The sequence below is a fragment of the Blautia sp. AF34-10 genome (assembly GCF_003477865.1).
GTDB lineage: Bacteria > Bacillota > Clostridia > Lachnospirales > Lachnospiraceae > Fusicatenibacter > Fusicatenibacter saccharivorans.
This window is the reverse complement of sequence record NZ_QUED01000015.1, coordinates 57499-70907: the sequence shown is the minus strand read 5'-3', so window position 1 is coordinate 70907 and position 13409 is coordinate 57499. Positions and strand designations below refer to the sequence as shown.

General features: G+C 50.2%; 8 protein-coding genes and 3 pseudogenes. 5 read left to right on the top strand and 6 right to left on the bottom strand.

Annotation, left to right across the window (positions count from 1 at the left end):
- The first annotated feature begins 118 nt into the window (after positions 1-118).
- The 4 genes and pseudogenes from DWZ60_RS10665 to DWZ60_RS10650 all read left to right on the top strand — a co-directional run bounded on the left by DWZ60_RS10665 (position 119) and on the right by DWZ60_RS10650 (position 3535).
- Positions 119-1480, top strand: a complete 1362-nt coding sequence (locus DWZ60_RS10665) for an MATE family efflux transporter (RefSeq protein ID WP_055219324.1) — start codon at positions 119-121, stop codon at positions 1478-1480.
- Positions 1477-2258 (top strand): annotated as a pseudogene (locus DWZ60_RS10660) (threonine/serine exporter family protein). The gene DWZ60_RS10665 and the pseudogene DWZ60_RS10660 overlap by 4 nt, the downstream one beginning before the upstream one ends.
- Positions 2255-2710, top strand: a complete 456-nt coding sequence (locus tag DWZ60_RS10655; RefSeq protein WP_055265624.1) for a threonine/serine exporter family protein — start codon at positions 2255-2257, stop codon at positions 2708-2710. Before DWZ60_RS10660 ends, DWZ60_RS10655 begins: the two are co-directional and overlap by 4 nt.
- 45 nt (positions 2711-2755) lie before the next feature.
- Positions 2756-3535 (top strand): tRNA threonylcarbamoyladenosine dehydratase, encoded by a 780-nt coding sequence (locus DWZ60_RS10650; protein WP_055226710.1) that lies wholly within the window; start codon positions 2756-2758, stop codon positions 3533-3535.
- Positions 3536-3624: 89 nt separating this feature from the next.
- Here DWZ60_RS10650 and DWZ60_RS10645 read toward each other — a convergent pair whose 3' ends face one another.
- The 6 genes and pseudogenes from DWZ60_RS10645 to DWZ60_RS21225 all read right to left on the bottom strand — a co-directional run.
- A complete protein-coding gene (locus DWZ60_RS10645; RefSeq protein WP_119221625.1) occupies positions 3625-6057 on the bottom strand; it encodes a GH36-type glycosyl hydrolase domain-containing protein in 2433 nt (810 codons plus the stop codon).
- A gap of 223 nt (positions 6058-6280) precedes the next feature.
- A pseudogene (locus tag DWZ60_RS10640) lies at positions 6281-7470 on the bottom strand (ribose-phosphate pyrophosphokinase).
- Positions 7467-8465: an ATP-binding protein gene (locus DWZ60_RS10635; protein WP_055219220.1), complete on the bottom strand. Its 999-nt coding sequence runs from the start codon at positions 8463-8465 to the stop codon at positions 7467-7469. The pseudogene DWZ60_RS10640 and the gene DWZ60_RS10635 overlap by 4 nt, the downstream one beginning before the upstream one ends.
- Positions 8466-8486: 21 nt before the next feature.
- Positions 8487-9650 carry a DnaD domain protein gene (locus tag DWZ60_RS10630; protein WP_117802610.1) on the bottom strand — a complete coding sequence of 388 codons (1164 nt, stop codon included), beginning with the start codon at positions 9648-9650 and terminating at the stop codon, positions 8487-8489.
- A gap of 597 nt (positions 9651-10247) precedes the next feature.
- On the bottom strand, positions 10248-10736 hold the full coding sequence (locus DWZ60_RS21230) for a glutamate ligase domain-containing protein (RefSeq protein WP_330422269.1): 489 nt from the start codon (positions 10734-10736) through the stop codon (positions 10248-10250).
- A gap of 6 nt (positions 10737-10742) precedes the next feature.
- Positions 10743-11512, bottom strand: a pseudogene (locus DWZ60_RS21225) (UDP-N-acetylmuramate--L-alanine ligase); the annotation flags it as partial.
- A 625-nt stretch (positions 11513-12137) separates the two neighbouring features.
- Here DWZ60_RS21225 and DWZ60_RS10620 point away from each other — a divergent pair.
- Entirely contained in the window at positions 12138-13409 is a 1272-nt protein-coding gene (locus DWZ60_RS10620) for a glucose-1-phosphate adenylyltransferase (protein WP_022463227.1), read from the top strand.

Here is a 13409-nt window from a genome sequence, read left to right as displayed (position 1 = left end):
GGTCATCTCGGGTGAGTTCCGGTGTGTGTCTGCTGAAAAGAAGGCTGGACACACACCGGGCGGAAACCTGTGGATGACCGGTTTTGACTGTACGAAAAAGAAATGGGGGTTTTTACGAATGAGTGCAGAAAGTAAGACAAGAATGACGGAGGGCAGCATTTCGAAAAAGATGATTCTGTTTGCGATTCCGCTGTTTCTTGGCAATCTGTTCCAGCAGTTGTACAACACGGCCGACTCGCTGATCGTAGGAAATTTTCTGGGAAGCAATGCGCTGGCAGCGGTCAGCTCTTCGGGCAATCTGATCTTTCTGATGGTTGGTTTTATTAACGGTATCGCAATGGGCGCCGGTGTCGTGATTGCAAGGTATTACGGAGCGAAAAACCGGGAAGATCTGCAGAAAGCGATCCATACGACCGTGGCGTTCGGCCTGGCGGCCGGTGCAGCGCTGACTGTGCTTGGCATGTATCTGGCGCCGAAAATCCTTGTGCTGATGGGAACACCGTCCGATGTCCTGCCGCAGTCCGTCGAATATTTCCGTACCTATTTTGCAGGATCTCTTGGTTTTATCATGTATAACATTTTCGTCGGCATCCTGCAGTCCGTCGGCGACAGCCGTCACCCGCTGATCTATCTGATCGTGTCATCGTGCATCAATGTTGCGCTCGATCTGCTTTTTATCGGCGGCCTTGGCCTTGGGGTCGGTGCGGCGGCGCTTGCAACGGTCATTTCCCAGTTCACAAGCGCGATTCTCTGCATGATCCATCTGCTGCGGACGAAGGAAGAGTATCGTCTTCATATCCGCAAAATCCGTTTCGACGGCCGGGCGCTTGGCGAGATTATCCGCAACGGTGTGCCGTCCGGTTTCCAGAACTCGGTTATTTCGATCGCAAACGTTTTCGTGCAGACGAACATCAATGCATTCGGGAAAATGGCGATGGCAGGCTGCGGTTCATATGCAAAAATCGAGGGTTTTGCATTCCTTCCGGTTACATGCTTTACGATGGCATTAACGACGTTTGTCAGCCAGAATCTCGGTGCAAAACAGTATGACCGGGCGAAAAAAGGAGCGCGGTTTGGCATTCTCTGTTCCATTACCATCGCCGAGCTGATCGGGTTTGTGATCTATGCAGCCGCACCGACTTTGATTGCGGCGTTTAACAGCGATCCGGCCGTTGTCCATTGCGGCGTGATGCAGGCGAGAACGATTGCACTGTTTTATTTTCTGCTGGCATTTTCTCATTGCATCGCGGCTGTGCTCCGCGGTTCCGGGCACGCTTCGGTTCCCATGGTTGTCATGCTCTGCGTCTGGTGCCTGTTCCGCGTCAGCTACATTACCGTGACGGTCCGGCTGATCCCGGATATCCGCGTGATTTTCTGGGCTTACCCGCTGACCTGGAGTATCAGTTCTGTCATTTTCCTGTATCTGTTTTTGAAAGGAAAATGGGTATACGGCTTTGAAAAAGGAGGAAAACAAGGATGAACGCAGAATCGACGAGAGAAGCGCTTGATGTGGCATCGCTGGCGGGAGACATCCTGCTGGCGAGCGGCGCGGAAATCTTCCGTGTGGAGGAGACGATCGACCGCATTGCGCGGGCGTATGGCGTCAACTCCAGCGATGCGTTTGTGTTGAGCAGTGGTATTTTCCTGACTGCTGAGAGTGGAAAAAGCAGGAATTTGCCCGCGTGCGTCACATTCCGCTGTCGGCGGCGCGGCTCGACAAGGTAACGGCAGTCAACCAGCTCTCCCGTGAAATCGAGGAGGGGCTGCACGCGCCGAAAGAGGCGAAGGCCTGGCTGCTCGACATTCAGCGGATGCCGGACAAACCAAGATGGCACCAGGTGCTTGCATCCGGTGTCGGAAGCGCGTGCTTCTGTTTTCTGTTCGGCGGCGATGTGGTGGACAGCATGGTAGCGTTTCTGTCGGGCTTTGTTCTGTACTTCTATCTGCTGTACCTGCTGCGCGGCAGAATGTCAAAGATTGCGACGAATATTTCCGGCGGCGCGCTTGTCACACTGATTGCCGTTTTTCTGTATCAGGCGGGGATCGGCCATCATCTGGACAAGGTCATCATCGGTTCGATTATTCCGCTGGTGCCCGGTGTCAATTTCACGAACGCCATCCGTGATATTGCGGATCAGGACTACATCGCTGGTTCCGTGCGGATGCTCGATGCGCTGCTTGTGACATTCTGTATTGCGCTTGGCGTCGGACTGATTATCACAGGATATCATCAACTGGCGGGAGGGCTGCAGCTATGAGTGATACCATTCGTTTAATTGCGGAATTTTTTGCAGCCTGCGTCGGAACGATTGCGTTTGCGCTGCTGTTCCAGGTGCCGCGGAAATACTACCTGTACTGCGGACTGGCAGGTGCCTGCGGCTGGATCTGCTACAAACTGTTCCTCCCGCATACGACAGAGCCGGTATCCATCTTTTTTGCAACGGTGCTCGTCATCCTTCTGTCGCGCAGCTTTGCGGTGTACAAGCGCTGCCCGGTAACGGTATTTCTGATTGCGGGTATTTTCCCGCTGGTGCCGGGAAGCGGCATCTACTGGACTGCTTTTTACGTGGTAACCAATGATCTGGAGCGCGCCGGTGCAAGAGGATTTCTGACACTGAAGGATGCAGTTGCGATTGTGCTTGGCATTCTCCTTGTTTTTGAGTTTCCGCAGAGCTGGTTCCGTAAGGTGTTGACAGACAAAAGCAAATAACCTATTATTGTAGTAGAGATTATAAACAAGGAGGAAGGAAAACAAATGGCATTGAATCAGTTTTCCAGAACACAGCTTCTGCTCGGACAGGAGAGCATGGATCTTCTGGCGAATGCAACCGTTGCCGTTTTCGGTATCGGCGGCGTAGGCGGATATACCGTAGAGGCGCTGGCAAGAAGCGGTGTCGGCCATTTTGTGCTGGTAGACGATGATAAGGTCTGCCTCACCAACATCAACCGTCAGATTATTGCGACGAGAAGCAGTGTCGGAAAATATAAAGTAGACGTAATGAAAGAACGCATTCTGGATATCAATCCGAAAGCGGAGGTAGAGGTATACAAATGCTTTTATCTGCCGGAAAATGCGGACGATTTTGATTTTTCGAAGTATTCATACGTGGTGGATGCTGTTGATACCGTGACAGCGAAGATTGAGATTATCATGCGCGCCAAAGCGTGCAATGTGCCGGTCATCAGCTGTATGGGAGCTGGAAACAAGCTGGACCCGACGAAGTTCCGCGTGGCGGATATCTATAAAACGAACATGTGTCCGCTGGCAAAGGTCATGCGGCGTGAGATGAAAAAACGCGGCGTGAAGAAACTGAAAGTGGTCTATTCAGAGGAAAAATCCCTCCGTCCGCTTGAGGATATGAGCATCAGCTGCCGGACAAATTGCATTTGTCCTCCGGGAGCTGCAAGAAAATGCACGGAGCGGCGTGATATCCCGGGCAGCGTAGCGTTTGTGCCGTCCGTAGCAGGACTGATTCTGGCGGGAGAGGTCATCAAAGATCTTTCCGGTGTCAGAGAGAGACGGCAGCTGCAGTAAAAAATAAGAATAAAAGGGACGAGCCCCGGAAAAGCAGTTGTGCTTTCCGGGGCTCGCCTTGTGTTTATGGAGATTTGAAATTTGAAAAATTACATTACGGCAACAACATCATATTCGGTGCAGCCTTCGGTGAGCGGAATCAGATTTCCTTCTACTGCGGTTCCGTTTACCGTGAGGGAAGAAATACCTTTCTCCCTGTGCTCCGGATTCTGGAAGGTGATGTTATACCATGCACCGCGGAAGTATCTGCGGATCTTGAACTCTTCCATATCGGACGGAATACACGGATTTAAGGAAAGTCCGTCGTAATCCGGCTGAATGCCGAGTATGTATTGGGAAACATTGACAAAAGTCCATGCGGCAGTACCGGTCAGCCAGGAGTTCTTTGCCTCACCGAAGTGAGCAGCGTCTTTTCCGGCGATCATCTGGGAGTATACGTACGGCTCAGTACGATGGATTTCACTGATGTCCTCGATATAAGCCGGGCAGATCTTACGGTACAGGTCAAAGGCGCGGTTGCCGTGACCTACCACCGTTTCGGCGATGGAAATCCATGGGTTGTTGTGACAGAAGATACCGGCATTTTCTTTGTATCCCGGCGGATAGGAGGAAACTTCACCAAGATTCAGGTAATATTTGGTGTAAGCCGGCTGCAGAAGAACGACACCGTACTTGGTTTCCAGAATATTTTTTACGGAAGTCAGAGCCTTTTCGGCCAGACCCTCTTTTACGCCGATTTCGGCAAGAACGCAGAAGCCCTGCGGCTCGATATAGATCTTGCCTTCCTCACATTCCTTGGAGCCGACTTTTTCCCCTGCAGCATCATACGCACGCAGGAACCACTCGCCGTCCCAGCCTGCATCGAGCACTGCCTGGTAAACTTTCTCTACTTCCTTCTCGGCGTAAACAGCTTCTTCTTCGTTGCCTCTGCGGCGGCAGATCGCTGCGTACTCTTTGCCGTATTTTACGAACATAGCGGCGATGAAAATGGACTCAGCAACCGGTCCCTCGGAAGGTCCTGTCGTCTGGAACGGTTCGCCCGGCTCTGCAGAGAAGCAGTTCAGGTTCAGACAGTCATTCCAGTCAGCACGGCCGATCAGCGGCAGTTTGTGCGGTCCGAGATGGGTTACGGTAAAGTCGAAGGAACGTTTCAGGTGCTCCATCAGAGGCTGTGCCTTGGTGGAATCGTTGTCGAAATCAACCTGCTCGTCGAGAATAGAGAAATCTCCGGTCTCTTTGAGGTAGGCGGCACATCCGGCGATCAGCCAGAGCGGGTCATCGTTGAAGCCGCTTCCGATATCCATGTTTCCTTTTTTCGTCAGTGGCTGGTACTGATGGTATGCGCTTCCGTCTTCAAACTGGGTAGCGGCAATATCGAGCAGACGCTCTCTTGCGCGGTCCGGGATCAGATGAACGAAGCCGAGCAGATCCTGGCAGGAGTCACGGAAGCCCATGCCGCGGCCGGTGCCGGACTCAAAGTAGGATGCGGAACGGGACATGTTGAAGGTAACCATACACTGATACTGGTTCCAGATGTTGACCATGCGTCCCAGTTTTTCATCTGCACAGGAGAGCGCATATTTTGCCAGCAGGCCTTCCCAGTAGGAAGCAAGCTCTGCAAGTGCTGCGTCAACCTGCTCGTCGGTCTGATAGTGGGAGAGCATCTCTTTTGCCGACTTTTTGTTGATCACGCCAGGAGCTTCCCATTTGTCATCCGCTGCATTCTCACAGTAGCCGAGAACGAAGATAAAGGAGCGGGACTCGCCTGGTTTCAAGGTAACGTCGATGTGGTGGGAACCGATCACACCCCATCCGCTGGCAACGGTGTTGCCTGCAGTGCCGCGCAGAACGGTCTCCGGGCGGTCATTTCCGCGGTAAGCGCCAAGGAAAGCGTCGCGGTCGGTATCGTATCCGTCGATCGGGCAGTTGACTGCATAAACAGCGTAATGTCTGCGGCGCTCGCGGTACTCAGTTTTGTGGTAAATCTCAGAACCCTGGATCTCAACTTCGCCGATGCTGAAGTTTCTCTGGAAGTTGGTCATATCGTCCACGGCGTTCCAGAAGCAGAACTCTACAAAAGAAGTCAGAGCCAGTGTTTTTTCTTCGGTGCCGTTGTTGGTCAGCATGAGACGGTTTACTTCGCAGGAATCTGCCAGCGGAACAAAAGCGGTCAGTTCAGCGGCAACTAAGTTTTTGGAAGAAACAAAGCGGCTGTAGCCAAGGCCATGATGGCACTCGTAGGAATCGAGCGGCGTCTGGGTCGGCTGCCAGCCCGGGTTCCAGACGGTATCGCCGTCCTTGATGTAGTAGTAGCGTCCGTTCTGATCGAGCGGCGTATCGTTATAACGGTAACGGGTCAGACGCAGAAGTTTTGCGTCCTTGTAGAAGCTGTATCCGCCACAGGTATTGGAAATCAGAGAAAAGAAGTTCTCAGATCCCAGATAGTTGATCCACGGAAGCGGAGTCTTCGGGCTTGTGATGACATACTCTTTTTTCGCATCATCAAAATGTCCAAATTGCATGTGTGATACCTCCTTCGTCGTACAATGTAATTTCATTATACAGCCGAAAAAAGAAAAAACTAGCAAGAATTTGCTAAAAATATAAAAAAACGCCGAAACCGTTTGCGTGACAGTTTCGGCGTTTGTGGATATTCACGAATTGTTCCGCGATTCTGCAAATATTCGGAATCCGCTGGCGCTACTTCCTCATGTTTGGCGGGTTCCAAATTCGAACCCTGGAATATCAGATCTTCTCGTGATTCTTAAATTTCTTAATAACTTTCTGAATACGATCCGCCGGATCCAGCAGTCCGCTGATGGAGGCGTCGTGATTCAGCTTGTCGATGATGAGAGCGATATATTTGCTCAGGTCGCAGCTGATGTAATATTCGCGGGAGAGAAGCTCCGGTGTCTGGTATACGACGTTGGTGGTCAGAACTTTTGTGAAGAGTCCTTCCTCATAAGCCTTGTCGAATTTCTCCAGTCCGCTGGTGAACAGTCCGAAGGTCGAGCACATGTAGATGTTGCGTGCCTCACGATCCTTTAAGAGTTTGGCAACTTCCAGCATACTCTCGCCGGAGGAGATCATATCGTCGATGATGATCATATCCTTACCTTTGACATCAGCACCGAGAAACTCATGGGCAACGATCGGGTTGCGTCCGTCAATGATGGTAGAGTAGTCGCGGCGTTTGTAGAACATACCCATGTCAACACCGAGGTTGTTTGCCATGTAGATAGCACGGCCCATACCGCCCTCATCCGGCTGATGACCATCAGATGATCCTTGTCGAGCTTCATATCCGGTGCATTGCGCAGGATGTTTTTGATGAACTGGTAAGCCGGCTGGATGGTTTCAAATCCATGCAGCGGAATCGCGTTCTGGACACGCGGGTCGTGAGCGTCGAAGGTGATGATGTTTTCTACGCCCATAGCAGTCAGCTCCTGCAGACCAAGTGCGCAGTCGAGAGACTCTCTTCCAGATCTCTTGTGCTGGCGGCTCTCATACAGGAATGGCATAATGACATTGATTCTGCGGGCTTTTCCACCGATGGCTGCGATGACACGCTTCAGATCCTGGAAGTGGTCGTCCGGAGACATGTGGTTGGTGTAGCCGCACAGAGAATAGGTCAGGCTGTAGTTGCAGACATCGAGCAGAATGTAGATATCGTCACCGCGGACAGATTCGTTGATGATACCCTTTGCCTCGCCTGAACCGAAACGCGGAACCTGAGACTGGATAATGTAGCTGTCACGCTCATATCCTTCATAGGCAGCGACATATTTTTCCGCAAATTCATTGCCGCGTCCCTTTCTCCAGCTGACCAGATAATCGTCGACCTTTTTTCCAAGTGCGGCGCTGCTGTTCAGCGGGATCAGTCCCAGTCTTCCGATTGGCAGTGTGTCAAAATGTCCTTCAGTTCCCTTACTCATGCTTTGGTTCCTCCCAAAAGTTTTTTCTGGATCCGAATATCGTTTCCAAAAAGTTTAATGATGGTGTAGTTACTTGAAATTCGTGAAAAGGTACGTTCCGAGTACGTCTCCATGAAGCGGTCAAGGGGCAGGTTCGTGGAGATGATCGTCGATTTCTTCCGCAGGATGCGTTCGTTGATGCAGAGAAAGAGCTGGGAAGAGACGAAGCTGTTGGTCAGTTCCGTACCTAAATCATCGATGATCAGAAGATCGCAGTCAAAGATATTGGCGTGAGCGTCTTTTGCTTCTTCTGAACTGGAAAAGGTGTAGCGTGCAAACAGGTCAAACAGATCAAATGCAGTAAAATAAATCACACAGAACGACTGCTCGATCAGCTCGCGGGCAATACAGTGCGAAAGAAACGTTTTTCCGACACCGGTGTCGCCGTAAAAGAAGAGATTTTCAAACGACGAGCCGAAATTGCGGACGAACGCCTGGCTTTTTTCGAGCGCGGCAGCAGCGGCCTCGCGGGAAGTGAGCGGTGTTCCGGTACTGGTCAGGCTGTCCGAGTAGTAATCCAGAGAGAACTGGCTGAAATTTTCGGCTTTCAGAAGCTCCTCCACGTTGGACTGCCGGTACAGAAGATCGACGGCAGCTTTTTTGAAGCAGGCGCATTTCTGCGTGCCGTTGATGTAGCCGGTGTCGCGGCAGAGCGGGCAGTCATACGTCAGCTCGAGATAGTCTGCCGGGTAGCCGTGCATGGAAAGGAGCGCCGCGCGTTCCTGGGAACGGTCACGGATGGCAGCATTCAGGTCGAGATCCATGGAAGCGTCTCCGTTCAGCATCGCTTTTGCTTTCCGGACCGAGAGGGATGCAATCTCGGCGTCGATTTCCGCAAGGCGCGGAATCTTTTCATAAGCAATGCGGATGTGCTCCTGCTGTTCTCTCTGGTGGCGGAGCTGCCGTTCGTTGTACATACGCATAATCGCATCGTATTGCGGGTTTGTCAGTGCCATAGTTGTTTCGTCCTCCGGGCGTTATTTCAGAAGCTGTTCTTCTAACTTCTGGTAGTCGTATTCTCTCTGATGGAAATTGTTGAAGCGGTTACTTGAAGCAGCAGGAGCGGTTTTTCGTGCCGCATTCTGATCAGAAGCGGTTTTCTTCCTTTTCTGGTGCTCCGCATCGCGCTGTTCGACGTCTGCCATGGAGCGGACGCCCTGTTCCTTCCATTTGGAGAGAATGCCTTCCGCGTACTGGAAGCTCGGCTGGCCGATCTTGGAAACGGTGCGCTGACAGGCTTCGGTGATAAGATCAATCGTAAAACCGTAGGTATTCAGCCAGCGGTCCATCATCTCGGCTTCTTTTTCCACCGGTGCGCGGTTGCGGATGCCGAATGCTTTCAAAATTGTGTAGTAATGTTTGTTGAATGTCGTGGTCTCCTGTTTGGCAGAGGCAACATCGCGGATTCCGCTTTCCTGCCAGGCGAGTCCTACCTTTTTCAGGTAGTGGATGCTGGTGCTTCCCTTCGAAACACAGTATTCCACCAGGTATTCCAGAAGATCCGCGGAAAAGTGGAGATCATCATAGAAAAACATGATGCATTCGATTTCCGTCGGCGACAGAAGATGACCGAAATACGTCTGCGCAACGTAAAGAACGTGCTGCAGTTCTTCGCGGCTGCCGGGAGCGTGTTTTTTTTCTGCTGACTGTCCGGAAATACCGGAACTGGAAAGATCATCTGCCGGAGAAGAGGCAGATGGGGCAGAAACGGCCGGCTGTGGTGATGGAGCCGGGGTCTGTTCCGTCTGCGGGATTTCAACGGATACAGCAGAAACAGCCGGTGCAGCCGCAATCGGGCCGGAAATCGAGGATTCCGGTGTTGGAAGGATTCCGCTTTCTTCCTTCCGGACAAACGGCAGAAAGGCGATTCCGGTCGGAACGCTTTCCCCGGCGGTGTAGGAGAGCGAGAGGAGTCCCTGCTTCTCCCAGTATTTCAGCGCACGGACGATATCGTTTTCCGTGCAGGAAAAAAAATCTGCCATCGATGACAGAGTGGAATCCTGCTGATGATCCTTGACCAGCTTCAGCAGATAAAGGTACACTTTTACAAATTCTCCGTTGGCTGCGGGCATATATTGTTCCAGAAAAAGATCCGGCACAGCAGTCACACTGGCCAGGCAGTCATTGTTTAATGTCAGCATACTCAAAATTACACCATCCTGTTCTTATCGTGCGGCAGATTTTTACTTTTAGCGATCTGTTTTTTATTATACGTCTTGCCTTCTCATACACAATCAAGTATAACACAGTATTTTCGACAAGTGAATAGGTGTTTTGCGGAAAAAACATTCCGGGAAAAAGGCACGGTGGATGAAAAAGGACTGTGGACAATGTGGATAATGTGGAGAAATCCGTTTTGTGAAATATTATCATCTACCAAAAATGTTGAAAAATGGAGGAAAACAGGGAAGTATAGGACTTTCTGGTGATATCGTTATGTAAACAAAGTTATACACAGGGAATCCACATTGTGTAGATCGTAAAAATGTGTATAAAATTGTGGACAATGTGGATAACTCTGAAAACAGGCGAAAATACAGGAAAATAGCTGTGAATAAAAATGTGCGTAACTATTTGGCGAAAAGGCAGATTGTGTGGATTCGGAGCAAAAAAAGACCCTGTGGAAAAAAGGAAAACTCCATTTCCACAGGGAGCAGGTAAAGCGAAAGAATGATTTTATTTTTCGGAAGCAAGAAGCTCCTCACCGATTTTTACAACGTCTCCGGCACCCATGGTGATCAGCATGTCGCCTCGGCAAGATTTTCGTTCAGATAGTTTTCGATTTCCGCAAAGGATGGGAAATATTCGCAGGCAGTGCCGAGTTTTACAATGCGCTCCTGGATATCTTTGGAGGAGATGCCGAGCGTATCGGTTTCTCTGGCTGCGTAAATATCGGCGAGAACCACATGGTCTGCCAGGGAAAGAGCGGCGGCGAAATCATCGAGCAGCGCTTTCGTTCTGGTGTAGGTATGCGGCTGGAAGACGCACCACAGTGTTCTGTGCGCACAGTTTTCAGCGGCTTCCATCGTTGCACGGATTTCGGTTGGATGATGCGCATAATCGTCGATCACCTTTGCTCCGTGGTATGTACCTTTATACTGGAAACGGCGGTCGGTTCCGCGGAAGGTGGCAAAGCCTTCGTGGATGGCGTTTTCCGGCAGCTGCAGTTCATCGGCCAGTGCAATGGCAGCCAGGGCGTTGGAAACGTTGTGAAGTCCCGGAACCATCAGCGTGTAGCGACCGCGCAGCTCGCCACGGCAGATGCAGTCGAAGGACGGGTGATCGAACTCATCGTAGGTGATGTTGGCAGCGGTATAATCAGCGACAGCCTGATTCTCCAGCGCGTAGGTGACAATTTTGCAGCCAAGGCCTCGGTTACGTAATCGTATTTCGGCGTATCGGCGTTGATGATCAGCATGCCGTCGGCCGGGAGCAGACGGGCAAATTCGCGGAAGGAATGGCGGATATCATCAATATCCTTAAAAAAGTCAAGATGATCCGCATCCATATTGAGGATGATGCCGATTTTCGGGAAGAAACTTAAGAAACTGTTGGTGTACTCACATGCTTCGGTCAGGAAAGTTTCGGAATGGCCGACACGGATATTTCCGCCGATGGACGGAAGAATACCGCCGACAGAAATCGTTGGGTCACAGTCGGCTGCCATCAGAATGTGGGAGAGCATGGAGGTTGTCGTCGTCTTTCCGTGGGTACCGGAAACGGCGATCGGCGTATTGTAGTTGCGCATGATCTGTCCAAGCAGTTCAGCACGGGTCAGCATCGGAATGCCGGCAGCTTTGGCGGCGGCAAATTCCGGGTTGTCCGGGTGGATCGCTGCGGTGTAAACGACAAGGTCGATGCCAGGAATGATATTTTCCGCCTTCTGGCCGTAGAAAACCTGCGCGCCAAGAGAAGTCAGGTGGCGGGTCAGGTCACTTTCCTTTGCATCGGAACCGGAAATCGTAAAATTTTCTTTTAAAAGAATTTCAGCAAGGCCGCTCATGCTGATGCCGCCGATGCCGATAAAATGTATATGGATTGGTTTACTGAAATCTACTTCGTACATAGTATCTCCTTCAATGTGTCTTTTCACTGAATTGGGGAAATTTTCTCAATTAATTATAGGAAAGAACAGAGCAAAATCCCAAGCCGTTTCCCCGGAATCCGGCCGGAACTGTTCTGGCTAATAGTATACACGTATTTGCCGGAAAAGTAAAAGAAAAAAAGCACAGGAAAATGAAAATGAAATAAAAAATAATAGATAAACATTATAGAACAGATCATGTGCAAAATGCAATGTTGCAAAATGAAAACGACGGGAAATGACAAAAACTGGTAAAAAAATAATAAACGGTTTGTCGAAAATTGTTGAAAATCATGATGCGATTCTGACAGGTTGAAAAATGCATAGTCAAAAGTAATAAAATATAAGAAAAAAATAAAGAAAAATTATAAAAAACGTTCACAATGTGACGGAAGTGTGGTATAATTTACCTTGTAGTTATCAAAGAAGTGCGTGGATATGAAAAGCCAGGACCGACAGGGGATCATTTCTGAAGGCAGACAGGAAGTATGCCGTACATTCTTACAGTTACTGCAAATCTTTAGATACGACAAGAGGTGATTGCATGATTAAGAAAGAGATGATAGCAATGCTGCTGGCAGGCGGTCAGGGAAGCCGTCTCGGTGTGCTCACGGAGAAAGTGGCAAAACCGGCAGTAGCATTTGGCGGAAAGTATCGAATCATCGACTTCCCGCTCAGTAATTGTATCAATTCAGGAATTGATACGGTAGGCGTACTGACCCAGTATCAGCCGCTGCGGCTGAATACCCATATCGGAATCGGTATTCCGTGGGATCTCGATAAAAACGAAGGCGGCGTAACCGTTCTGCCGCCATATGAAAAAAGTACAAACAGCGAATGGTATACAGGAACTGCAAATGCAATTTACCAGAACATGGCTTATATGGAAACATACAATCCAGAATATGTTCTGATTCTTTCCGGCGACCACATTTACAAAATGGATTACGAGGTGATGCTTGACTATCACAAAGCAAACCACGCAGATGTGACCATCGCATGTATGCCGGTACCGATCGAAGAAGCAAGCCGTTTCGGTGTCATGATCACAGACGGAAACGGAAGAATTACCGAATTTGAAGAAAAACCGGAGCACCCGAGAAGCAACCTCGCTTCTATGGGCATCTATATTTTCAGCTGGAAAGCATTAAAGGAATCTCTGACAGCCCTGAAGGATCAGCCGAGCTGTGACTTCGGAAAACATATTCTGCCGTACTGCCGCGACAACGGAAAACGTTTGTTTGCGTATGAGTTCAACGGCTACTGGAAAGATGTCGGAACGCTTGGCTCCTACTGGGAAGCAAATATGGAGCTGATCGATATTATTCCGGAATTCAATTTATATGAGGAGTTCTGGAAGATCTATACCAAAGGTGATATCATCCGTCCGCAGTATGTTTCCGGGGACGCTGTCATCGACCGCTGTATTATCGGCGAGGGCGCTGAAATCTACGGAGAGGTACATAATTCCGTCATCGGTGCGGATGTGCGCATTGAAAAGGGTGTTGTTGTAAGAGATTCTATTATTATGCGCCACAGCACAATCGGCGAGGGAACCCAGGTCAATAAGGCCATTATTGCAGAAAACGTACATGTCGGCAAACATGTTGTGATGGGCGTTGGCGAGGAAGCGCCGAACGTCTTAAAACCGAATATTTACGGATTCGGACTTGTGACCGTTGGAGAAAAGGCAGTCATTCCGGATGGCGTAACCATTGGAAAGAATGTCTGCATTTCCGGTGAAACTTCCCTTGAGGATTACCCGGATGGCACACTTCCGTCCGGCGGAGCAATTGTAGAAAAGGACGGTGAGTAA

Excerpts from the sequence above, each read along its gene's own strand:
- DWZ60_RS21230 (WP_330422269.1), bottom strand. The coding sequence starts at position 10,736 with ATGGTTCCGGGACTTCACAACGTTTCCAACGCCCTGGCTGCCATTGCA.
- DWZ60_RS10650 (WP_055226710.1), top strand. The coding sequence starts at position 2,756 with ATGGCATTGAATCAGTTTTCCAGAACACAGCTTCTGCTCGGACAGGAG.
- DWZ60_RS10620 (WP_022463227.1), top strand. The coding sequence starts at position 12,138 with ATGATTAAGAAAGAGATGATAGCAATGCTGCTGGCAGGCGGTCAGGGA.
- DWZ60_RS10655 (WP_055265624.1), top strand. The coding sequence starts at position 2,255 with ATGAGTGATACCATTCGTTTAATTGCGGAATTTTTTGCAGCCTGCGTC.
- DWZ60_RS10665 (WP_055219324.1), top strand. The coding sequence starts at position 119 with ATGAGTGCAGAAAGTAAGACAAGAATGACGGAGGGCAGCATTTCGAAA.
- DWZ60_RS10630 (WP_117802610.1), bottom strand. The coding sequence starts at position 9,650 with ATGCTGACATTAAACAATGACTGCCTGGCCAGTGTGACTGCTGTGCCG.
- DWZ60_RS10635 (WP_055219220.1), bottom strand. The coding sequence starts at position 8,465 with ATGGCACTGACAAACCCGCAATACGATGCGATTATGCGTATGTACAAC.
- DWZ60_RS10645 (WP_119221625.1), bottom strand. The coding sequence starts at position 6,057 with ATGCAATTTGGACATTTTGATGATGCGAAAAAAGAGTATGTCATCACA.